Below are 21,901 nucleotides of genomic sequence, written 5' to 3' on the forward strand. Positions count from 1 at the left end.
GTCAAGTCCCTGACGACGAGGATCGGGACCTCTGGTAGATCACTTGCGTCGAGCAAGATGATCAAGACCCAGGGGTCCCGTTGCACGCCGTCGCCGGCAAACGCAACGGCGTTGGTCTCCGGCTGTTGAATCGATCACCTGCTCGGGCTGCCCATCACGCCTTGGGCGACTTGTAGATGGTGGCGGCCATCGCTCCCAGTTGCTTGTTGGCCTTGAGCGCGAGGTCGATGGCATCGCTCACGGAGTCACTGGGCACCGGAATGTTGTTCACGTAGATCGCGAAGGCGTAGCGGCGGCCGTCCTTCGCATCGATATAGCCTGCGAGCGCCTTCGTGCCGAGAGCCAGCTTGCCCTGGTAGGAACTGACCAGGGTGCCAGTCTTCGCACGGATGTGTCCTGCGGCGGGATCGGTGCGCTCGATGACGTCGGCAAGCGAACCGTCGACGCCCATGCTCGGCATGGAGTCGTAGAAGACGTCGAAGTCGTCCTGTCGTGCCAGGTGCCGCAGCAGCGCCACCTGGGCAGTCGGCGTCGCCTTGTCGCCGGGGAGGCCCTGGGCATCGACGAGGCTCACTGAATTCGGATCCACACCTGAGTGAGCGAGGAACTCCTTCTCGATCTTCATGCCGTCCGCATAGGTTCGTTGCCCGTTGTGTGCTGCCATCAGCGGCGGCAGAAGGTTCGCCCCGAGGTTGTGGCTGACCTTGTTGATCAGCTTTGCGTACTCCTTGAAGGGCGGAGAAGTGTAGGTCGCCGATACGGGCAGCGAGCTCACTTCCGCCGACGGAGGAAGCTTGCTGTCGGGGTTCGCTCCCAGCGAGGGGGCGGATACGCTGACGCCGTTTCTGGCGAGTGCCTCGATGAGGACGGTGCGGGCGAACGCCGCCGGGTCGGGAACCTGGTAGGTCGTCACGAAGGGAGCCTTCACGTCCGCGGGCACGGAACCTCGGACCCGAATATGGCCAGGACTCACGCTTTCGGTCGTCACCGTCGGCTTGCTTCCGGCGGGTGTGGTCGTCACCTGCGCGTCGACGCCGAAGGCGGCCGTCTTCGGGCGCCAGTCGACCTTGGCCGGCTCGCCGGGTGCGCCCGGCGTGATGAGCACGTCGATCAGGTTGTCGTTGACGATGGCCGGAGTGACCGGCACCCCGCCGATCGACACCGGATCCCAGAGTCGGTTGTCGATCACCACGTCGCCGTCGACATGGCGGACTCCACTGGCCGCGACCTGTCGAGCCAGCTCGTTGACACCCGCCAGCGGATCCTCTTCGGTGATGGTCGCCATGCCGGGTACGGCGTTGGCGTCGTAGTGGTCGAAGTCGGGGACGTCCAGTCCGCCTGACGCGGTGGTCCGCCCGCCGAGTGCCAGATCGCCGCTCCCGACCAGGATGAGATCGCCGGAGAGCCGCCCGTCCGCGGAGACCGTACCCGAATGCACCACGGGCGTACGGAAGCGATGGTCGTCACCCAGGACATCGAGCGCAGCACTGACCGCGAAGGTCTTGGCCGTCGAACCGGTCATGAACTGGGAATCGGCGCCCTTGGATTGGACGACCTTCCCCGTCTGCAGATCGGCGACCTGCAGGCCCCACTGGCCCGACGACCACGGCGCGGCACTCATGAGCTTCTGCAGGTCGGCGCTTACCCGTGTGGCACCCGGTGCCGGAGAGGCTGAGTTGTCCGTGGAGTTGTGGGAGCACGCCGTCATCGCCACGGCAGCCGTCATCGAAGCGGCGAGCGCCAGGGCTGTACGCCGCCGTACCCGAGGTGTCTTGATTCCGGAGAGGGAGTTGCTTGAGAGGGAGTTGCTTGACATTCGTTCTTTCCTGTTCGACTTTCGCGCTCGATCGAACGCTTCCGGCCTGGTTGCTGCGCGGCGGCTAGGACTTCCCGCCCTTGCCGATGGCGATGCTGCCGTTGCGGGTCCGGACGGCCACGGAATGGCCGCTCGCGTCGTCCTTCGCGACGTTCACGGTGACGTCGCCCTTCTTCGCGGCCGTGCGGACCGCGTACTTCGATTCCGGCAGGCCCAGCTCGACGTTGCCGTCCCTGCTCTGCACGTCGACCAGGTCGGGCACGGCGGCCAGGCCCAGGTCGACGTTGCCGTTCCGCGACGTGACGCTGACGGACCGGGCGGAGATCCCGTCGCCCTTGATGCTTCCGTCGCCGCCTTCCAGGGCCAGCTTGGCTCCGTGGAGGTCCGACAACCGGACGTCGCCGCCGGCGGTCCTGGCCGAGAAGTCCGCGGTGAAGCCGGTGGCCTCGATGCGCCCCTTGCCGCTCTCGGCGGTGACGGCGACGGCGCGCGGCACCTTCACGGTGTACTTCGCGCTGCAGTCCACCGAGATCCCCGTGCAGTCCAGCGAGAGTGTGAGCGTGCCCCCTTCGAGCTGCCAGCCGGACCCCACCTCCCCGCCGACCTTCCTGCCGCTGACCCGTCGTTCCACCTGAACGCCCTCGATGTCGGCGGCCACCAGCGCGAGGTCGGCGGAACCGGAGTTGACGGTCAGGCTGCCACCGGCGAAGTCGAAGGACTTCGATTCCACGGTCGCGTCGGCCGATGCGCCGTCCGTGGTGCAGGCCGTGGCGGCGAGGCCGAGGAGCGCGGCTGCGCCGAAGGCGAGAAGCGTGCGCGTGGTCGGTTTCATCGAATTCTTCCTTCGTCAACGAACATGGTGGTGTGGATTCCCGCACCCCGGTTCACGAGCGCAGCGCCCGGACCGCGACCGTGCGCGACACCCGGGCCGCCTGCAGGACCAGCGCGAGGCAGGTGGTGACCAGCGTCCCGGCGGCGAGCGCCCCGAGCGTGGCCCAGGGGAGGCCCGCCAGGACCCGGACGACGTCGATCCGGGCTCCCAGGGCGATGGTGAGACTCGACACGGCGACGAACAGCGCGCCGAAGACGATCGCCGTCCCCGCGTAGATCGCCCCCTCGTAGACGATCGACCGGGTGACCACGCCCGGCCGCGCACCGGCCACCGTCACGACGGCGGAGTCACGGGCGCGCTCCCGCCCGACGAGGGCGATCACGGCGAGGCCCCCGGCCCAGGACACGACGAAGACCCAGCCCAGCACGACCAGGATGTTGTCCAGCCCGGCGCTGCCTCCGGGCATGACCTTCCCCATCACCATGAAGAGGCCGACGAACGACAGGGAGAGCGCGAAGGGCAGCACCGTGGTGACGCTCCTCGTCGCGCGGGCCCGGCACGACTGCACGGCAAGGTGCCAGGCGACGCCGCGCGAGGGCACCAGCGCCGTCCAGAGCTTCATCAGCGGGGTGAGCACCCACGGCCCCATCAGCAGCAGCAGGCAGAGGAGGAAGAGGTTCCCGGCGAACGCGAAGGCCGTCCGCTGGGCGAGCCCGCCCTTGAGTTCGAGGCCCAGGCCGGGGACCCACATCCCGACCACACCGGCGAGCAGGCACAGGGCGAGGCCACCGCGGGCTACGCCCGGCCGCGCCGGGGGATCGGAGAAGTCCCGGAAGGCGCGCATCTCCGGCGTCCTGGCGGCCCGCCGGGTGACGCCCCAGCCCCCGAGCAGGCACGGAACCAGTCCGGACAGCACGCTCACGCCGACGTACCAGAACCGGAACCCGACCGAGGCCCCGTGCAGTTCGAGACCCGTCCCCTTCCACTGCGCGAGGGCGACACCCGCGACCAGCAGGGCGAGCGGTGCGGCCAGCGCGCCGGCCACCGCGCCCAGCACCACCATCTCCGTCCGCAGGATGAACCTGACCCGGTGGCGCGGAATCCCGAGGATCACCCACAGGGCGTGCTCGCGCCGCTGGGTCGTCAGCGTCAGACCGACCGCGGAGGCGACGATGCCCACGGCGGCGAGCACGGTGAAGAAGACGATGTTGCCGCCGAGGGCGATCGACGCGGAGACCATCCGTGCGTCACCCGCCGCCCGCGCCGCCGAGACGGCGGTGAACATCGCGATGGCCGAGCCCGCCGAGCACGCCGCGCCGACCGTGGCGCACAGGAGCGTCCACCACCACATCGACGCCTGCAGGCGGATGTCCGACAGCACGAGCCGGATCACGACTCCTCCCCGCCCGCTTCGTCCGCCGACTGCGCCGCGAGGACGGCGTCGCCCACCGCGCGGGAGTCGCCACCGGGGATGACGGCGTGTACCCGCCCGGACCCCATCACCACGACCTGATCGGCCCGCGCGGCCGCATGAGGGTCGTGGGTGACCATGAGCACCGTGCTCCCCTGCGCGGGAAGCGCCTGCAGCCAGTCGAGCACCACATGACCCGACTTGAGGTCGAGCGCACCCGTCGGCTCGTCGGCGAAGACGATCCGCGGCTGGTTCGCCACCACCCGGGCCACCGCGACGCGCTGGCGCTCGCCACCGGAGAGGCGGTCGGGGCGTCGCCGCGCGTGCTTGGCGATGCCGAGCCGCGCCATGGCGTCCTCGACCCGCGCCCTGGGCACCCGGCGGCCGGCGAGCCGCGCCGGCAGGGCGATGTTGTCCTCGACCGTCAGCGAGCTGACGAGGTTGTACTCCTGGAAGACGAAGCCGATGTTCTCGCTGCGGAACGCGGCCTGCTTGCGGGGGCTGAGTGAGCGGACGTCCGTCCCGAGGATCTCGACGGACCCCGCGGTCGCCCGCTCCAGCCCGGCCGTGCAGAGCAGGAGCGTCGACTTGCCCGAACCGGAGGGGCCGACGACGGCGGTCAGCCGGCCTTCGGGAATCTCCAGGTCGATGTCGTGCAGGACGCGCGTCGTCTCGCCCCGGCGGCCGGGAATGGGGAATTCCGTCCGAAGGCCGCGCAAACGAATGCACGGCACGGGAGCGGTAGTGGAAACTGGCATGAATCAAGGAAAGCAGGGCCGGGCAGTGGAGTGCACGGGTTCCTGCACTGCTATTGGAGGTAGACTTGGATCTACCGCCTGACCGATCCGAACTGTGCGAAAATGTTGATCATGGCGCAGATTCGTGTTGCCCGGAGGCTGCTGACCGAATTCGTCGCAGCGGCCGCCTTTCCGATTCTCCTGATTTCCGTTCTCGCTGCGCCGGTCTCGGTTCCGGTGGTGGCCGAACTGGACCGCGCCAGGGCGCAGTGGTGCGGAGTCCGGACGATGCCGCTGCGACCCGCCGGCCGCAGCTGGCCGCAGTGGGTGGCCGGTCGGCTGCGGGCACGGTCGGTGTGGAGGACCGACCTCCCCGTGTTCGTCACCGCCGCGCTCCTGTCCGCGCTCTCGCTGTTGGTGGGCTTCTTCGGATTCTTCGGCGCTCTGGCGCTGGTTTTCTCCCCCGTCCTCTGGGGTTTCGGCATCGCCGCGAAAGTCGGCCCGTTCACCCCGGCCGCCCTGTGGGAAACCCTCGTGGCGGTGCCCGCGGGAATCGCCCTCGGTGCGGTCACCGTGGGCGCGCTGGCCGGCATCTCCCTGCTCCGCGACCTGCTCCTGCGGGCCTTCTCGGGGAGCCGGAACCCCGACCTGCTCGCGAAACTGGAGGAAGTCCGCGCCAGCCGGGCCTCGCTGACGGCGGCCTTCGAGAACGAGCGCCGGCGCATCGAGCGTGACCTCCACGACGGCGCCCAGCAGGAACTCGTCGCCCTCGTCATGCGCCTGGGAATCCTGGAAGCCGCAGCGACGGCCACCGACCAGGAACGGATCGTCCAGCTGGCCCGCCAGGCCCAGGCCCAGGCGGAGCGCGCGCTCGAACGGCTGAGGGAGACGGTGCGCGACATCCACCCCAGCGAACTGAGCGATCTCGGTCTCATCGCCGCGGTCCGGGAACTGGTGGCCAGATCACCGTTGCAGGTCGAACTGACCAGCACCGGTACGGACGCCTGGCTCTCCTCGACGATCGCCACGGCCGTGTACTTCACGGTCTCCGAGGCCCTGACGAACATCGCCAAGCACGCGGGCGTCGGGAGCGCCCGGATCGAGATGCGGTGCACCGAGAGCGGCGTCCGCGTCCGGGTGGGCGACGACGGCGCCGGCGGCGCGCGGATCAGCACCGGATCCGGGCTCTCCGGGCTGCGTGAGCGGATGCGAAGCGTCGGTGGGAACCTCGAAATCATCAGCCCGCCGGGCGGCGGAACGGAGGTCGTGGCATCCGCCCCGGCCCAACCCCCGTGGTGACGGAATTCGACAGGGAAAAGCGATGGGAAATCGATTGTGAGAATCATCCTGGCGGACGACAGTCTGCTGATACGCGCCGGAATCCGGGAGATCCTGGTTTCCAGTGCCCACGACGTGATCCGCGAATGCGAGGACGCCGACGAACTGGTCGCCGCTGTCGACGACCTCGCCGCCGCCGGAGCCGCCCCCGACCTGGTGATCACGGATGTTCGCATGCCGCCCGGGAACACCGACGATGGACTCCGGGCCGCGATCGACATTCGGTCGCGGCACCAGGACCTGCCGGTACTGGTCCTCTCCGCCTACGTCACGGGCCCGTACGTGCGCGAACTCCTGAACGGCCCGGGCGCCGACGGGGCAGTCGGCTACCTGCTCAAGGAGAAGGTGGGCAGAGTGGCGGACTTCCTGCGGGCCGTCGAGACGGTCTCCGGCGGCGGAGTGGTGATCGACCCCGAGGTGGTTCGCCACGTCACCCGCGCCGACCCGCCGCGGGGCCCGCTCGCCCGGCTCACGGCCCGCGAACAGGAGGTGCTCGCTCTCATGGCCGAAGGCCGCTCCAACGCGGAGATCGCGGCAGAGCTGTTCCTCTCGGGCGCCGCCGTGGCCAAACACGTGGGGAACGTCTTCCTGAAACTCGGCATGCCCTCCGGCGAGGACAACCGCCGGGTGAAGGCCATCCTGACCTGGTTCGAATACAACTAGGACTTCAACGCCGTTGCGTTTACCGGCGGCGGCGTGATGCAAGTCCGTCTTCCGTGACGTGGATCTCGACGGAAAGGGCGTGGGTCCGGGTGGTTTGCGGGTGTTTTCCTGCGATCGGCCCGTACTTGCTCGTTGGGTTCTTGCGGCTGCGGGCCTTGACGCGCTGGCGCCGCGCGGTGGGCGGCAGGTTGTCCAGGACCATCCGGCCGATCGGTCCGAGCAAGGGGTCGGGTCCGGCGGCGTGTATGCCGGTGGCGGTGGTGACCTGATCGGCGGCATTGCCCGCTCCACCTTCGCCCTCAATGGCCATATTAAATGATTTCTATTGAGAATACCTCACACCCCATATTCCCCTTCCGTCACTACACACTCAATCACCCCTCGCAGGTAGCGGAATTTCACCGAAGCACTCGACACCGTTCTTCGGATGTGGGACAGTCAATTTGAACCACCTGGTTTTGAGGAGCACAAGTTGCCCGTTTCCAGGAGATTGATCTCGCCCGATGGACACATCTGGGAAACCGACGAAATCACGGCCCGCGCATTCGCCGCCACCGAACTCCTCGCACACCGTGGCGTCGAACCCGGTACGCGGGTGATGATGAGCGGGGCCAATTCCCCGGAATGGGTCGTCACTCTGCTCGCGCTCATTCACCTCGACGCTTCGGTGGTCCTGGCCGATCATCGCGCCACCCCGTCACAGCGGTCGAAGATCCGCGCCCAGGCGCGCGTGGTGCTCGAAATCAGCGACGGTACGGGCCGCACCGCGGTGCCGCGCCCCGCTTCGGACACCGCGGCCGTGCCCGATGTCGCGAGCTGGGCACGGCGCCAGGACGCCGCGATCTCCTGGTCGTCGGGGACGACCGGCAGCCCCAAAGGCATCGTCCGCTCCGGCCGTTCGATTCTGGACAACCTCGCGCTCAGCGCGGAACGCATGGGGTACCGGCCTGACGAGGTCTTCCTGCCCATCCTGCCGTACTCCCACCAGTACGGTCTGTCGCTGGTCCTCTGCTGGTGGCTGGGCGGAGGCACGCTCGTGGTCTACGGGCCGACCACGCGCCTGGACCGTGCGCTCGCGGTCGGCGTCGACCACGGCCTCTCCATCGTCGACGGAGCCCCGTCGACCTACTACAGCCTGCTCAACGTGCTCGACCGCCGCCCCACCCTCGTGAACGCGCTGGAGACGGTACGAGCCTGGTGCGTGGGCGGCGCGCCGCTGGGGAGCAGCCTGGCGGCCCGGTTCCACGCCCGCACGGGCCGGCACCTGCTCGACGGCTACGGAGCGACCGAGGCCGGAAACATCGCGCTGGCGCCCCCGACCGATCCGGTCGGGTGCGGCACGCCGCTGCCCGGTGTGGTCGTCGAAGTCCACGACGACCATGGCAGGCAGCTTCCCCACGGCCGGCTCGGCGAGCTCGTCGTCCGCAGTGACGGCCTGATGACCGGCCACCTCGGCGCCGACGGTGAGATCGTTCCGGTTTCGAGTCCCGTTCACCGCACCGGCGACATCGGCCTGATCGACGATGCCGGCCGTGTCTTCCCGGTCGGGCGCAAGCACGCCGCGCACCGTGACGGCCACACGCTCTATCCCGACCACCTTGCCAAGCTGGCCGAGTCGGCCGGCGCGCAGACCGAGGTCGTCGCGGTCCCCGACGCACGTCTGGGCTGTCGTCTGGTGTTCGTGATCGCGGACCCGGACGCTCACGAGCCCGCGCACTGGAAACGGCTGCTGCGCCCTGTGCTCGCCCGCTACGAGCAGCCCGACCACATCGTCGTGCTTCCCTCGTTGCCCCTCACGAACACGGGAAAGCCCGACCGGGCCGTTCTGGAGAAGATCGCCATGAGCTCGCTGCCCGCATCGCCCAGGACGACCACCGACGTCACCGCATCCGGCTCGACCACCGGCTCGACCGTCGGTGCGACCGGCTACCGCATCCCCTTCGCCGGCCGTGTCGACGCGCTGCGCGCAGTGCGCCAGTACGTGGCCGACAACGAGGACGCGGTGATGGGAATCCTCACCGAGATCTCGCCCCACCACACCGCCGGCGCGGAGATCCGCTCGTTCCTCGCCACCCTGGACGGAGCGGAGGAGGAGATCCGTCGCGTCCGGCCCGGCTGCGTGCCTCGGGTCGCGGTCTTCATGCCCTCCAACATGCCGCTCCATTCCTACGCGCTCTACATGCTCATAGCATCCCTTTACAGCGAAAGAATCACCTTTCGGCCGTCCTCCGAGATCAAAAGCCAGGTGCAGCGCCTGCACGACCTGCTGGCACCGGTCCACGGCCTGCCCATCAGCCTTTCCGAGCTCAGTCAGCGCAAATTCGTGACAGGGCCGGTACGCGAGGCGGACCTCGTCGTCTTCACCGGCAATTACGTCAATGCCGAGACCGTCCGCGAGGGGCTGGCGGAAGACCAGCTCCTCCTCTTCTTCGGTAACGGCATCAACCCCTTCGTGATCGCACCCGACGCCGATCTCACCCGCGCCGTGCACGACCTCACGAGGATCCGGCTCTACAACTCGGGCCAGGACTGTTTCGGTCCCGACGTCGTGTTCACGCCGAAGGGCCGCACCGAGGACTTCGTCGACCTGCTGTCCGCCGAACTGGCTTCGCTGCGATTCGGAAGGAACGGCGACCCCGCCGCCGACTACGGCCCGATCTTCTACGACTCGGCGCTGGTGAACTGCTCGGGCTACCTGGTGCACCACGCACGTCGCATCCGGCACGGCGGGCGCATCGACCTGCCGTCCCGCAAGATCGAGCCGACCGTGCTGCTCTGGGGCTTCGACGACAAGATCCCCCTCGAAGAGATGTTCGCCCCGGTGTTCAACGTCGTGGCCTATCCCAGCGCGAGGCTGTTGCGTGAACGGCTGTCGAACCCCTACTTCAGCGAGCGCGCGCTGGGAGCGATGGTCTACGGGAACGATCCGCAGACGGTGGATGTGCTGGCCAGGCGTCACCAGACCTGTGTCGACCACACGCTGCTCGACGCCGAGGACGGCAACCGCCCGTTCGGCGGATTCGGGATGCGGGCGAACTACATCTCCTACGGCGGCGAGCGGCACGCCGAACCGCTGCTCATGTCGCAGGCCGTGGCACAGACCCTCCCGGCGGCTGCCCCCGTCGCGGTGAGCGGGGAGTGAACCAGTTGAGCCAGGTGAGCAAGGTGAGCAGACGGTACGCCGACGCGTGGTCCGCGATCGTCGACCTGCTGGTGGCCAACGGGGTGGACACCTGCTTCGGACTGCCCGGCGACGATCTGGAGCTGCTCCGCGCCCTCGACGCCGCCGGACTGGACCTCGTGCCGTGCCGTGACCAGCGCAACGCGATGTACATGGCGACCGGTTACGCGCTGCAGTCGGGCCGGCTCGCCGTATGCGCACTGGGCAAGGGCCCGGCCGTCACACACGCGGCCACGGGACTGCTCGAAGCGCGGGAGTCCGGTGCACCCGTCCTCGTGCTCGCCGCCGGCGTGCCCGAACGCCGCCGGGGCAGCGGCGGATTCCAGGAACTCGACCAGGTCGCCGTGACAGCGCCGCTCGTGCGGTGGGCGCACCGGGTGGGGCATCCGGACCGGGTCGTCCCCGCGGCGGTGACGGCGCTGACCCGGGCTCTGGGCCCGCCGCCCGGACCGGTGTACCTGGAGGTGCCCGATGACGTCCGCACGGCGGAGGTCCTCGTCACCGGAGCATGGCCGACGCTGCCCGAACCACTGGTCCTCGAGTCCGTTCCCGTGACGCCGGGGCCGGCCCTGGCGGCGATCCGCGCGAGCCGGCGTCCGGTGGTGCTGGTGGGCGGCGGAATGCGGCACCGCAACGGCGGCGGCGTGGTCGAGCGCTTCGCCGAACGCCTCGGCGCGGCGCTCTTCACCACCGCGTCCGGCCGCGGTGCCGTCGACGAGCACCACCCGCTGTTCTGCGGCGTGGCGGGCCTCTACGCCGCGGCCCCCGCCCGCGAACTGTGGTCGTCCTGCGACCTGGTGGTGTCGCTCGCCGGGCGACTCGAGGAGACGGTCGTCGAAGGCGGGACACCGTGGCCCCCGGTCGCGGTGGTGCAGGTCAACGTGGATCCGGGCGGCCTGTCGGCCGAGTTCGCGGGCCCGCGGGTGCTCGGGGACGCCCGGCACGCTGTGCTCGGCTGGTCGCGGGCGTTGGAGGAGGGCGGCGAGGCCGAACTCGCGGACGCGACCGAGGCGTGGGCGAACAGGATCGCCGACGCCCGCAAGGCCATGTCACGTGAGGTGGAGGCGGAACTGGCCCGCGCGGCGACGCTGCCGGGGATCCGCATCGCCGAGCTGCTCGCCGCGCTCGACGCCACCGCGGGCGAGCCCCGCGTGCTGGTCCAGGAGAACGGGCTGCAGGACATGTGGTCCTACGGCTTCCCCTTCCACGTCGGTGGCGGGTCCGTCGTGCCGTCGGAGCAGACCCCCTTGGGCTTCGGCGCGGCCGCGGCCATCGGGGTCAAGCGGGCCGCCCCGGACCACGAGGTCACCGCGTTCATCGGGGACGGCGCGTTCCTCGCGGCCCGCGCGGACATCGCCGTCACCGCTCCGGCCCACGGCGGCGTGCTGTACGTGGTGCTGTGCAACGGCGGCTACGGCTGGCTGGACGCCCAGCGCGCCCGCCTCGGTCTCGACGCCGAACGCCACCCCTTCGCCCGCCCGGGCGCGCCGCCGCCCGTGGTGGACGGGCCGGACATCCACTGTCGAGTGCTGCGCGACAAGGCCGCGCTGACCGCTGAGCTTCTTGCCGCGCGACGGTTCTGCTCCCGGGGAGGCACGGCCGTGCTCATGGTGCCGGTAGCGCCCGACGACATCCTCCCCTGCATCCGCGACGCCGAGGTGGTTCCCCAGTGACGAACGCAGCCGAGGTGGTTCCCCAGTGACGAACGCAGGAGAGCGGGGCGACGCCGGGCGCAGCCGGCCCCGGCGCCAGGTGGTGGTCACCGGGTACGGGGCGGTGACACCGCTCGGCCACAGTGTCGGCGAGACCTGGGCGGCGATGCTCGCCGGCCGCAGCGGCATCGCCACCGTGGACGCGATCGACGTGACCGGTCTCGGAGTCCGGATCGGCGGCCAGGTGCGCGGCTTCACACCCGGCCGCTACATGCCGCCGACGGTCAGCCGCCGCGCCGACCCGTACGCGCAGTACGCCCTCGCCGCGGCGCTGGAGGCGTGCGAGCACGCCGGACTCGTCGTCGACGACCGCCTGGCGCCGCGGGTCGCCGTGATCATCGGCAGTGGCTACGGCCCGGTCGGGGCGATCTACCGCGCCGCGAACACGCTGCGCGACAAGGGGCCGCGGGGCATCAGCCCGTTCACCCAGGTCACCACCGCCATGGACAGCGCAGCCTGCGAGATCAGCATGCGTCTCGGCACGCAGGGGCCCAGCCGGGCCCAGAGCACGGCGTGCGCCAGCGGCGCGGACGCGGTGGGCGCGGGGATGCGCATGATCGGCAACGGGGAGGCGGACGTCGTCCTGGTCGGCGGCGCCGACGCCTGCGTCACCACCGTCGACCTCGCGGGCAGCGGCAACGCCCGCGCGCTGTCCAGGCGCAACGACGACCCGACTGCGGCGTGCCGGCCGTTCGATGCGCACCGCGACGGGTTCGTGATGAGCGAGGGGGCCGCCGTGGTGGTGCTGGAGGCCGCCGAGGTGGCCGACCGGCGAGGGGCGGCGGCTCTGGCCGAACTCGCGGGTTACGGAGCGAGTTCCGACGCTCATCACTGGACCGCCCCGCATCCGCAGGGGCGGGGCGCGTGCCTCGCCGTCGAGGCGGCGCTGCGCGACGCGGGGATCACGGGGGCGGACGTGGACTACGTCAACGCGCACGGCACCGGAACGGTGCTGAACGACGCCACCGAGACGGCCGTCCTGCGCAAGGTGCTGGGTGATCGTGTCACCCGGATCCCGGTCAGCTCCACCAAGTCGATGACGGGGCACATGATCGGTGCCGCCGGAGCGGTCGAGCTCGTGGCCTCGATCCAGGTCCTGCGCACGGGTGACGTCCCACCGACCATCAACTGCGACGAGCCGATCGACCCGGACATCAACTTCGTGCCGCACCGGGCGCAGCACCACGAGCGGATGCGGATCGCTCTCAGCAACTCGTTCGGCTTCGGCGGCCACAATGCCGCTCTCGTGGTCCGAGCGGTGTGAGGGCCCGGCCGTGAACCGCCTCCCGGAGCCGACCCCGAGCGCCGCCGCCGTCACCGGCAGCGGGCCGCTGACCTGGGTCCAGCAGTGGCACTGGTTCGAACGCACCATTCCCGCAGCACGGCGGGTGAACCCGACGCCGCTCGCCGACCACTGCCACGTCCCGCCCCCGGCAACCCTCGCCGACGTCCACGTGGCGCTGGCCTCCCTCACCGCCCGTCACGAGGCGCTGCGCACCACGGTCGACCCGCTCCGCCCGATCCAGCACGTCCACCGCGCGGACTGGGCCCCGCTGCCGGTCGACCACCTCGACGTCCCGGCCGTCGATGCCGGCACCCTGGAGGCCGCCACCGCGGCGCTGGCCGCCCGCCCGATCGATCCCGAGCGGAATCCGCCCTGGCTCGCCAGGGTGCTGCTCGTGGCGGGAAGGCCGCGTGCGGTCCTGCTGGCCGCCCACCACGTGCTGATCGACGGCTGGGGGCTGGCGGTGCTGATCAACCAGTTGCACGACCAACTGCACGATCAACTGCGCGGCGTCGGCGCGCCGGCGGAGGCGTCCGTGCACCCGCTCGACACGGTCGCCGCCCAGCCCCTGGAACGCGCCCGCGCGGCGGAGCGCGAGTGGCTCGCGCGTCGCGCGAGCAATCCGACCGGCGTGCTGGCACCGTTCGGCGGGGCCGACGACGGCGCCGGGCGCCACCGCCTCCAGCACCGCTCGGTGGGTGCGTACGACGATCTCCACCGCGTCGCCCGGCGCCATCGGGTCAGCCCGGAGGTCGTCGTGCTCGCGGCGCTGGCCCACGACGTCGCCGGCCGCACCGGTGAACACCGGTTCCTCGCGTCCGTGGTCGTCTCCAACCGGGCTCGGGCCGCTCTGCGCAACAGCGTCGGCGTCCGGGCCCTGACGGTTCCGGTGCAGATCGACCTCCGCCCGGGCGCGGCGTTCGGCGAGGTGGTCGCCTCGGTGGCCGCCGCCTCCGCCGCCGCCTACCGACACGGTCAGTGGCGCCCCGCGGAACTGGTCGCCGCCGAGGCGCGGATGCACCGTCGCCTCGGTGTCGTGACCGTGCCCACCATCGAGTACAACTGCTACTCGTGGCCGCGCGACTACCTGGTCCCCGGGTACCCGGCCCCCGCCCACGACACTTTGCCGGACGCGTCCGCCACCTGGATCCGCAGCGCGCCCGACGAGCCCTGCGACACGCTCTACGTCGACCTCAGCCTCGACGCGGGGTTCGTCACCCTCGATGTCACCGTCGGGGACCACCTGCTCGACGCCGGGCAGGCCGTGGCGTTGCCCGTCCGTCTGTGCGCCTTCCTGCGCGCGCTCGCCGGCGGTGCCGAGTGCCCGGTTCCGGCGCGCCCGCTGACACCGGCCGCCTCCGGATGGTGGCGCGCCCCGCAGGGGTGGGTGTGCCCGGCCAAGGTCGAGGACGTGTTGCGCGGCCACGCCGGAGTGCTCGACGTGACGGTGGCGCCCAGCGGGGACGCCGCGAGGGAAGGCGAACCGCACCTCGTCGCACGCGCTCGCACCGCCCCCGGTGTCACTCCCGACGAGTTGCACCGCCACGTCCTGGACCACCTCGACGAAGTGCCCGGCATCGCGGCCCCGGGCCGCTACGTCCTGTCCCGCACCGCCACCACCGGCACCACCAGCACCACCGGCACGGCAGCGCTGCGGATCCCGCCGCGCCCGCCCGCGACAGGCGCCGAACGGGCGCTGGCCGCCGCCGTGGCCGCCGTCGCACCCGACGGTCCGCCGGGCGGCTCCTCCGACGGCCCTGACGCGGTGGACATGAACCGTTGCCTCGCCGACCACGGAGTCACCCTGGTCGCCGTCCCTCGTCTGCTGGCGCTGCTCCACCGGTTCGGCTTCACCGGGATCGCGCCGGACGAACTGGCCGGAACGGCCTCGCTCGGCCACCTTGCCACCGCCCTGGAGCCCTCACCGCCCCGCGCCCATCGTGGAGGAGACACCTCGCCTTGACATCCTCCCCGCCCTGAAGGACGGGGATTCCCCTCAGCCTCGCGGCTGAGCCGCTGCGCGTGAGCGCGGCGGTGGGACCACTTCCTGCTTCATCGACGACCGCCCGCCCGGAGTGCTCCGTTGAGGTCTTACACCGTCTCCACAGGCTGCAACCGCCAGTCCGGCGGCCAGAATGTTGATCGCCGCGTTGACGTCCCGGTCATAGGTCGTCCCGCAGTCACACGTCCACTCGCGGACGTCGAGCGGCATCCTGCCCCGCAAGGTGCCGCACGCCGAGCACAGCTTGGACGAGGGGAACCAGCGGTCCACGACCACCAGATCCCGCCCGTACCAGTCGGCCTTGTACTCCAGCATGGACCGCATCTCACTCCAGCCCGCGTCACTGATGACGCGGGCGAGCGTCCGGTTCTTGAGCATGTTCCGGACGGCCAGATCCTCGATCACGATCGTTTGGTTCTCACGAACGAGTCGGGTGGTGAGCTTGTGCAGGAAGTCCCTGCGCCGGTCGGCGATCCGGGCATAAGCCTTGCCGACCTTCAACCGAGCCTTGGCCCGGTTCGCCCCGTCGCCCCTGGCCTTGCGGGCAAGGTCGCGCTGGGCCCTGGCGAGGCGTTCGCGGTCCTTGCGCTCGTGCCTCGGGTTGGTGATCCTCTCCCCGGTGGAGAGCGTCACCAGCGCGGTGATACCGGCGTCGATGCCCACGGCCCTGTTGACCGGCTCGGACATGGCGGGCCGGTCGACGCACAGCAAGGAGACGAACCAGCGCCCCGCCGCGTCCAGCGACACGGTGACCGTGGTCGGCACCACCCCGTCCGGCAGAGGACGGGACCACACGATGTCAAGCGGCTGACGCATCTTCGCCAGCGTGAGCCGACCGTCCCGGTACCGGAACGCCGAGCTGGTGTACTCGGCGCACTTACGGGACTTCTTCCGCGACTTGAACGTCGGGTACCCGGCCCGCTTCTGCCAGAAGTTGGCGAACGCCCCCTGCAAGTGCCTGAGCGCCTGCTGCAACGGGACGCTGGACACCTCGCAGAGGTAGGCCAGCCCCTCGACCTTCTTCCACGCCGTCAGCATCGCAGAGGTGGCGTTGTAGCCGACCCGCTCCTGACGCAGCGTCCACGCCTCCGTGCGGGCCTGCAACGCCATGTTGTAGACCTTCCGCACGCACCCGAACGTGCGCGACAGTTCAGCCGCCTGCGAATCGGTGGGATAGAAACGGTACTTGAACGCCCGCTTCACATGGGTGGTCACCACAGATCACACACTATCGCCACCGCGTGCGACCACATGACGGATCATCACCTACCAGGACCGCACACCGCCTCGACGGCGCCCCGCCCACCCCTGGCCCTCCCCCAGCCCCCGACAGGCGGTACCCCCATGACGGGCGATCCATTTCCTCCCCCGGCCAACGCCAGGGGTATCCACGGAGGTATCCGATGACCGCGTCCCGCACCGCTGGACCCTCCGCGGACCGCCTGGCCCCGTGGGCCTTCGCCGCCTTCGTCGAGGCGAACACCCACGACACGGCGTACCGCCCGCCGGTGGTGGACGGTCCGGTCGGGCCGACCATCGTCCGCAACGGCCGCGAGCTGGTGAACTTCGCCAGCATCAGCTTCCTCGATCTGGAGCGCCACGTCCCGGTACGGCGTCATTTCGCGGAGGGGGCGCTCGCCCACGGCCTGAGCACCAGCGGGTCCAGGATGACCCAGGGGATCTGCCGCCCGCACCAGGTGCTGGAGGCGACGATCGCCCGTCACACCGGCAAGGAACGAGCCATCAGCTTCGCCACGGGGCTCCTGGCCAACATCGGGTTCGTCCACGCCATGAGCAGTTCCGCGCACTTCGACGCCGGGATCGAGGTGCGCAACCACGACACCGTGTTCGTCGTCGACCGCGACGTCCACTGGAGCATCTGGAAGGGCCTCCAGGGACTTGACTACGGCCGCAACGTCCACGCGTTCCGGCACAACGACGTCTCCGACCTGGCACGCGTCCTGGACCGGGCCCACACCCGCAAGACCGTGGTGATCGCCGAGAGCATCTACTCGGCCGACGGCACCATGGGGCCGATCGTGGAGATCCTCGACGAGTGCGACCGGCACGGCGCCGTCAGCATGATCGACGATGCGAACGGCTTCATGGTCTACGGGCCCGAGAACCGCCCCTACGCCCGGGAGGCGGCCGCGATCCGGGAGCGGGCCGACTTCGTCATGGTGTCGCTGTCGAAGGCCATCGGTCTGGAAGGCGGCGCGATCGCCGGGCCGGCGGCGGCCATCGACGCCTTCGAACTGCTCTCCGGCACCTCGATGTTCACGGCCGCCATCCAGCCACCGACCGCCTACGCCGCCGACCGCACGATCGACGTCCTCGCCGGCACTCCGGGGATCGTCGACGACTACCTGGCGCATGCCGCCCGCCTTCGCCAACAGATGCACGAGGCCGGCACGGCGACGACGCCGACCGAGTCGTACATGCTCTCGGTGCCGATCGGAAGCGACGCCGCCGCCCTGCAGATGCGGGAGTGGTTCGTCGAGGACGGCTACCTCGTCCCCGTCTTCTCCTACCCGGCCGTCTCACGCAACCAGGCGCTCCTGCGCCTGTTCCCGCACGCGGGCCACACCGAGGAGCAGCTGGACGGCTTCCTGCGCACCCTCCTCGCCTACCGACGACGCCTCGGGCTCTGACGTCCCCACCGAGGCCCGCCGCACCGGGGCTCGCCGCACCGAGGCTCCTCACCGACCGATGATCGACCCCATCCCCATCCCCATCCCCAGAGAGAGGAACCCGTGGTGGACTACATCGACATCCTCAACGCCATTGCCGAGATCGTCGAAGAGGTCCTCGGCATCGACTCCGCCGAGGTGAGCGCCGAGACGTCGTTCACCGACGACCTCGACGTCGACTCCCTGGCCATGATGGAGATCGCCGTGGCGGTCGAGGACAGGTTCGAGGTGAAGATCCCGGACGACCGGGTCACGGGGTTGAGGACCGTCGGCGACGCGGTGAACTACGTCGCCGAGCACCGGTGACCGCCGCCGGGACGGCTCTTCGACGGGGGCACCCACGTCGCATAGTGACACCCGGCGCCGGCGCCGCCGGCGTTGCCGGTGGGCCGCCGCCACGCCATGGCTGATGCCCCGTACCCGAGCCCCGGAGAGCCACCGATGACGACGGAGCCGACTGCCCCGCCCCTTCCGCGCGAACCGCTCGGCGATTCGCACCTGCGCCGCCTGATCGCGGGTCAAGGGCTGGCGGCCGTGGTCGATGCGCTGTTCATCGTCTGGCTCACGCTCTTCGTGCTCGACCTGTCGGAACCCGGAATCGCCACGGGGTTGGTTCTGGTGGCCGTGGCGCTGCCGCGAGCGGTGCTCCTGCCTCCTGCGGGAGTACTGGTCGACCGCCTCGGTCCCGCCCGTGTCGTGGCCGGCGCCGCCTGGCTCCGGGTCGCCGTCCTGCTCGCCCTCGGCGCCCTGGTCACCTTCACCTCACCGTCGTTGACGACGGTCGCGCTGCTCGGCGGGCTGCTCGGCGCCGCCGACGCCGCGTACTTCCCGGCGGCCCTGGCGTTGCTACCCGCCGTCGTGCCGACCGACAAGCTCTCCCGGGTCAACGGTCTGGTGCAGGGCGCGGAGTCGGGGGGCGATCTGGTCGGCCCGGCGGTGGCCGCCGGATGCATCGCCGCAGTCGGCTTCGCCGCGACGCTCGGTGGGATCGTGGCGATGGCCGCGTTGGCCGCCGTCGTCCTCAGCACGCTGATCCGGGTGGTACGGCGCGGCGAAGGTGCCGGGGTCGACGCCGGTCCGGCCGCCGTCGACGGCGAGCAGTTCAGCAGTGCGCGTGCCCTCGGCGTGGGCTTGGGATACGCCTGGCACGAACCACTGGTGCGAGGGATGCTGGCCGCCATCGCCCTGATCAACATCGCGGTCGTGGGCCCCGTGCTCGTGGGCGGCGCGGTGCTCGCCGATCAACGCCTCGGCGGCGCGGGATCCCTGGGCGTCGTGCTCTCCGGTTTCGGTGCCGGCTCACTGGCCGGCTCGCTGATGGCCGGGTGGCGGCCGCCCGCCCGGCGCGGCCGGACCGTGGTCGGCGGTGTCGCGGCGATCGGCGCAGGCATGGCCGCACTCGCCGCCGTCACCCACGTCGTCGCCGCAACCGCCGTCGTCTCGCTGATCGGCCTCGGATCCGGGTTCCTCGGAGTGGTCGTCGTGGCCACTCTGCAGGAGCGGGTGCCCGAGCAACTGCTGGGCCGAGTGCTCAGTCTCGTCGTGCTGGCCACGGTGGCGTTCGACCCGTTCTCCTACGTGATCGCCGGCGCCCTGCTCCCCTACGGCACGACGGCCCTGTTCCTGGTCTGCGGCAGCGCCGTCCTGGCGTGCGCCGGCCTGGTCGCCACGAGCCCGGCGATCCGCTCCCTGCGTTGACCGTGTCGATCGCCGGTCATCCGCCGATCACCGGGCCCGGCCGAGGCCCCCGTCGACGAAGATCTGCGCGCGGTCGCGGCACGTGGGTCGAGGCGGGACCCTTCGAGTGAAAAACCGGAGCACGGCCGCCTGAGCGGCGCTTCGCCAACGATCGAACGGTCGTCAGACCATATGTTTATCTCCGGCGCTCACAGCGGCGGTGCTCGTGCCCGGAGTGCAATCCCACGTGCCACAGACCACGAAGCCAAGAGGACCAGTCATGCGCTCCACCCGCCGCGCTCTCGCCGCTTCAATCGTGGCGGCCTCCGCCTCAGCCTTCGGCCTGACCGTCCTCTTCATGGGCGGGACGTCCCAGAGTTCCGACGCCACCCAGGTCCGCACGGTCAACGCCCTCGGCGCCTCGCAGAGCGAAGCCGAATCATCCTGGTCACCCTCCACCGATCCGGACTCGGACGACTCGGTGCCCCGTTGCTTCAGCTACGGCGGGCCCTACTGCGGCTGGGTGAGAGCCTACTGGGGCGGCTGCGACAGGGACTGGGGCCTGAGCTACGGGTTCAAAGACCCCGACGTACTCTGCCCCCACGACCCCCGCCCGAGCCCCTCGGCCACGGCCAGTCCCTCCGCGACGTCGAGCTCCTCGGCCACGCCCAGCCCCTCCGCCAAGCCCAGTTCCTCCACCAAGCCCAGTTCCTCAGCCTCACCCAGCCCGTCCTCCGCGCCCAGCGGCGCTCGACCACAGCCGGCCCCTCAGCCGTACCCGAGCCGCTCGGACGAGCTCAGCCCCTCCGCCACGCCCAACCGCTCGGACGAGCTCAGCCCCTCAGCCACGCCCGCTTCCTCGGCCGCACCCAGCCCCTCGGCCACCCCCAACCGCTCGGACGAGCTCAGCCCCTCAGCCGTGCCCAGCCTCCCGGCCACGCCCGGTTCCCCGGCCGCACCCAGCGCTCCGGGCGAGCTCAGCCCCTCGGCGGAGCCCAGCCCCTTCGCCGGAAGTAGCAGCTCCTTCTCATGAGCCCCGTCGGGCCGTAGGAGAGAGTCGGCGATTCGCCGACCTGATGACGGACCTGGAACTGGACACCTCCTACGGCCACCACCTCCCCGTCGCACCCGCCGACGTGCTCGCCGGCCCGGTCGAGGTCGAGGTGCCCCGAGACCGTGAGGGCAGCTTCCATGGTCCGCCGGCGCCGTGTCCGTGGTGGCATGAGGTATCCACCGACGCGTTCCAGTCCGCGTTCATCGATGCGGACACGGCGTTCGGGAACTGGTTCGACTCGCCGGCCGGGCCGTCGTGTCGGCCGGGCCGGCGGCTACTCGCGGTTCAAGAAGAAGGGCCGGGCCCGGGCAGAGAAGGTGGGCATGGGGAAGGTCCTTTCCACGTCAGCTGAAGAGGGCTTCGAGCAGTTCCAGGGAGAGCGGGACGTCCGCCAGCCGGTAGCCGGCCGGCGGCTCGCGGTGCATGAGGTGGCGCACCAGGTAGTCCCAGCGGCGTCGGGCGACGTAGCCGCTGCGGCCGAGGAAGCTGTGCTCGACGCCGGGGACTATCAGCAGGTCGAAGTCCTTGTTCGCGGCGATCAGCGCGTCGACCAGCCGCATCGTCAGATGCGGTGTCACGTTGTCGTCCATGTCGCCGTGGACGAGCAGTAGTTTGCCGACCAGGTTCCCGGCCAGCTCGGTGTTGGACAGCCGGGCCCCGGCGTCCGGGTCGAACGGTCCGTCGTAGGACTCGGCCCACAGCGCGTGGTAGTGGCGGTTGTCGTGGTTGCCGGCCTCGGCCACGCCGACCTTGTAGAAGTCGGGGAACGCCAGGAGGGCGCGGGCGGTGGTGAATCCCCCGCCGGAGACGCCGAAGATGCCGACCCGGTCCAGGTCCAGCCACGGACGCGCTTGCGCGAGTTGGCGCAGCGCCGCGACATGGTCTTCGAGCGCACCCGCGCTGCCCATGTTGCGGTGGGCGTGGTCGTGGAAGGCCTTGTCCCGGCCGGGCGTTCCGCGGCCGTCGACGGCCAGCACCGCGAAGCCCAGCGCCGCCACCGCCTCGGCGTCGTAGCCGTAGGCGCCCGGGTCGAAGGAGGCCGCCACCCGGTGGATCTGCGGGCCCGGGTAGGGGTGGTCGATCACCGGGTAGCGCTGCGCGGCGTCGAAGCCGTGGGGCTTGTAGAGGACGCCGTAGATCTCGGTGACGCCGTCGGCGGCCAGGGTCCTGACCCGCTCCGGCGGCGTCCAGCCGGCGGCCAGCAGCGGTGTGATGTCGGCCTGTTCCAGCTCGACCAGCACGGCTCCGCCCCGGTCACGCACGGTGATCGTCGGCGGGGTGTCGACGGTCGACGCGGAGTCGACGAACCAGCGGCCGTGTTCCGGCGCGGTGATCACGTGGTCCAGATCGTCGTCGGTGAGCTTGGCGATCCCGCCGCCGTGGGGGGGGGCGCCCGCCCCGCCCCCCCCGGGTCGGGGGGGGGGGGAGCGGGCCGTGGGTGAAGGGGGGGTCCACCAGCGCGCACACCGCCGCCGGCGACAGGACAGAGAGCGCGACAGCACA

Annotated in this window: 17 protein-coding genes; 10 read left to right on the top strand and 7 right to left on the bottom strand. The window is 70.7% G+C overall.

Features of this window, described 5'->3' with window-relative positions; genetic code table 11:
* Window positions 1-154: 154 nt before the first annotated feature.
* The 4 genes from dacB to ACFV6I_RS07135 form a co-directional block, all read right to left on the bottom strand.
* Window positions 155-1,816 carry a D-alanyl-D-alanine carboxypeptidase/D-alanyl-D-alanine-endopeptidase gene (gene dacB / locus ACFV6I_RS07120; protein ID WP_380423815.1) on the bottom strand — a complete coding sequence of 554 codons (1,662 nt, stop codon included), beginning with the start codon at window positions 1,814-1,816 and terminating at the stop codon, window positions 155-157.
* A gap of 64 nt (window positions 1,817-1,880) precedes the next feature.
* On the bottom strand, window positions 1,881-2,648 hold the full coding sequence (locus tag ACFV6I_RS07125; protein ID WP_380423816.1) for a DUF4097 family beta strand repeat-containing protein: 768 nt from the start codon (window positions 2,646-2,648) through the stop codon (window positions 1,881-1,883).
* A gap of 52 nt (window positions 2,649-2,700) precedes the next feature.
* Window positions 2,701-4,041: an FtsX-like permease family protein gene (locus tag ACFV6I_RS07130; RefSeq protein WP_380423817.1), complete on the bottom strand. Its 1,341-nt coding sequence runs from the start codon at window positions 4,039-4,041 to the stop codon at window positions 2,701-2,703.
* Window positions 4,038-4,817, bottom strand: coding sequence for an ABC transporter ATP-binding protein (locus ACFV6I_RS07135; RefSeq protein ID WP_244293782.1), 780 nt, complete (start codon window positions 4,815-4,817; stop codon window positions 4,038-4,040). The genes ACFV6I_RS07130 and ACFV6I_RS07135 overlap by 4 nt, the downstream gene beginning before the upstream one ends.
* A gap of 267 nt (window positions 4,818-5,084) precedes the next feature.
* On the opposite strand from ACFV6I_RS07135, the gene ACFV6I_RS07140 reads away from it, so the two are divergent.
* Together ACFV6I_RS07140 and ACFV6I_RS07145 are read left to right on the top strand one after the other, a co-directional pair.
* Window positions 5,085-6,095, top strand: coding sequence for a sensor histidine kinase (locus tag ACFV6I_RS07140; protein WP_380423818.1), 1,011 nt, complete (start codon window positions 5,085-5,087; stop codon window positions 6,093-6,095).
* Between the two features lie 33 nt (window positions 6,096-6,128).
* Window positions 6,129-6,797, top strand: a complete 669-nt coding sequence (locus ACFV6I_RS07145) for a response regulator transcription factor (protein WP_208869262.1) — start codon at window positions 6,129-6,131, stop codon at window positions 6,795-6,797.
* 19 nt (window positions 6,798-6,816) lie between these two features.
* Here the strand turns inward: ACFV6I_RS07145 and ACFV6I_RS07150 are convergent, their stop codons facing one another.
* Window positions 6,817-7,107 (bottom strand): hypothetical protein, encoded by a 291-nt coding sequence (locus ACFV6I_RS07150; protein ID WP_380423819.1) that lies wholly within the window; start codon window positions 7,105-7,107, stop codon window positions 6,817-6,819.
* Between the two features lie 162 nt (window positions 7,108-7,269).
* Here ACFV6I_RS07150 and ACFV6I_RS07155 point away from each other — a divergent pair, with 162 nt between their 5' ends.
* Genes ACFV6I_RS07155 through ACFV6I_RS07170 form a run of 4 tightly spaced genes read left to right on the top strand, consistent with a single transcriptional unit; the run spans window position 7,270 to window position 14,938 of the window.
* Entirely contained in the window at window positions 7,270-9,939 is a 2,670-nt protein-coding gene (locus ACFV6I_RS07155) for an aldehyde dehydrogenase family protein (RefSeq protein WP_380423820.1), read from the top strand.
* 23 nt (window positions 9,940-9,962) lie between these two features.
* Window positions 9,963-11,651 (top strand): thiamine pyrophosphate-binding protein, encoded by a 1,689-nt coding sequence (locus tag ACFV6I_RS07160; RefSeq protein WP_380423821.1) that lies wholly within the window; start codon window positions 9,963-9,965, stop codon window positions 11,649-11,651.
* Between the two features lie 25 nt (window positions 11,652-11,676).
* Complete coding sequence (gene fabF, locus ACFV6I_RS07165; protein WP_380334276.1) at window positions 11,677-12,954, top strand: beta-ketoacyl-ACP synthase II; 1,278 nt, start codon at window positions 11,677-11,679, stop codon at window positions 12,952-12,954.
* Between the two features lie 10 nt (window positions 12,955-12,964).
* A complete protein-coding gene (locus tag ACFV6I_RS07170) occupies window positions 12,965-14,938 on the top strand; it encodes a condensation domain-containing protein (protein ID WP_380423822.1) in 1,974 nt (657 codons plus the stop codon).
* Between the two features lie 33 nt (window positions 14,939-14,971).
* On the opposite strand, the gene ACFV6I_RS07175 is transcribed toward ACFV6I_RS07170, so the two are convergent.
* Entirely contained in the window at window positions 14,972-16,195 is a 1,224-nt protein-coding gene (locus ACFV6I_RS07175; protein WP_380423823.1) for an RNA-guided endonuclease InsQ/TnpB family protein, read from the bottom strand.
* A gap of 185 nt (window positions 16,196-16,380) precedes the next feature.
* Here ACFV6I_RS07175 and ACFV6I_RS07180 point away from each other — a divergent pair, with 185 nt between their 5' ends.
* The 4 genes from ACFV6I_RS07180 to ACFV6I_RS07195 all read left to right on the top strand — a co-directional run bounded on the left by ACFV6I_RS07180 (window position 16,381) and on the right by ACFV6I_RS07195 (window position 20,377).
* A complete protein-coding gene (locus ACFV6I_RS07180; RefSeq protein ID WP_380423824.1) occupies window positions 16,381-17,628 on the top strand; it encodes an aminotransferase class I/II-fold pyridoxal phosphate-dependent enzyme in 1,248 nt (415 codons plus the stop codon).
* Between the two features lie 102 nt (window positions 17,629-17,730).
* Window positions 17,731-17,973, top strand: coding sequence for an acyl carrier protein (locus tag ACFV6I_RS07185; RefSeq protein WP_063351933.1), 243 nt, complete (start codon window positions 17,731-17,733; stop codon window positions 17,971-17,973).
* 135 nt (window positions 17,974-18,108) lie between these two features.
* Window positions 18,109-19,365 (top strand): MFS transporter, encoded by a 1,257-nt coding sequence (locus ACFV6I_RS07190; RefSeq protein WP_063351934.1) that lies wholly within the window; start codon window positions 18,109-18,111, stop codon window positions 19,363-19,365.
* A 259-nt stretch (window positions 19,366-19,624) separates the two neighbouring features.
* A complete protein-coding gene (locus ACFV6I_RS07195; protein WP_380423825.1) occupies window positions 19,625-20,377 on the top strand; it encodes a hypothetical protein in 753 nt (250 codons plus the stop codon).
* 365 nt (window positions 20,378-20,742) lie between these two features.
* Here the strand turns inward: ACFV6I_RS07195 and ACFV6I_RS07200 are convergent, their stop codons facing one another.
* On the bottom strand, window positions 20,743-21,735 hold the full coding sequence (locus ACFV6I_RS07200) for an alpha/beta hydrolase family protein (protein WP_380423826.1): 993 nt from the start codon (window positions 21,733-21,735) through the stop codon (window positions 20,743-20,745).
* Between the last annotated feature and the right edge of the window lie 166 nt (window positions 21,736-21,901).

The organism is Kitasatospora sp. NPDC059803 (assembly GCF_042732255.1).
Taxonomy (GTDB): domain Bacteria; phylum Actinomycetota; class Actinomycetes; order Streptomycetales; family Streptomycetaceae; genus Kitasatospora.

What these genes read in the sequence shown, in the direction of transcription:
- dacB (WP_380423815.1), bottom strand. Translation starts at nt 1,816, where the DNA reads ATGTCAAGCAACTCCCTCTCAAGCAACTCCCTCTCCGGAATCAAGACA.
- ACFV6I_RS07125 (WP_380423816.1), bottom strand. Translation starts at nt 2,648, where the DNA reads ATGAAACCGACCACGCGCACGCTTCTCGCCTTCGGCGCAGCCGCGCTC.
- ACFV6I_RS07135 (WP_244293782.1), bottom strand. Translation starts at nt 4,817, where the DNA reads ATGCCAGTTTCCACTACCGCTCCCGTGCCGTGCATTCGTTTGCGCGGC.
- ACFV6I_RS07140 (WP_380423818.1), top strand. Translation starts at nt 5,085, where the DNA reads ATGCCGCTGCGACCCGCCGGCCGCAGCTGGCCGCAGTGGGTGGCCGGT.
- ACFV6I_RS07150 (WP_380423819.1), bottom strand. Translation starts at nt 7,107, where the DNA reads ATGGCCATTGAGGGCGAAGGTGGAGCGGGCAATGCCGCCGATCAGGTC.
- ACFV6I_RS07180 (WP_380423824.1), top strand. Translation starts at nt 16,381, where the DNA reads ATGACCGCGTCCCGCACCGCTGGACCCTCCGCGGACCGCCTGGCCCCG.
- ACFV6I_RS07190 (WP_063351934.1), top strand. Translation starts at nt 18,109, where the DNA reads ATGACGACGGAGCCGACTGCCCCGCCCCTTCCGCGCGAACCGCTCGGC.
- ACFV6I_RS07195 (WP_380423825.1), top strand. Translation starts at nt 19,625, where the DNA reads ATGCGCTCCACCCGCCGCGCTCTCGCCGCTTCAATCGTGGCGGCCTCC.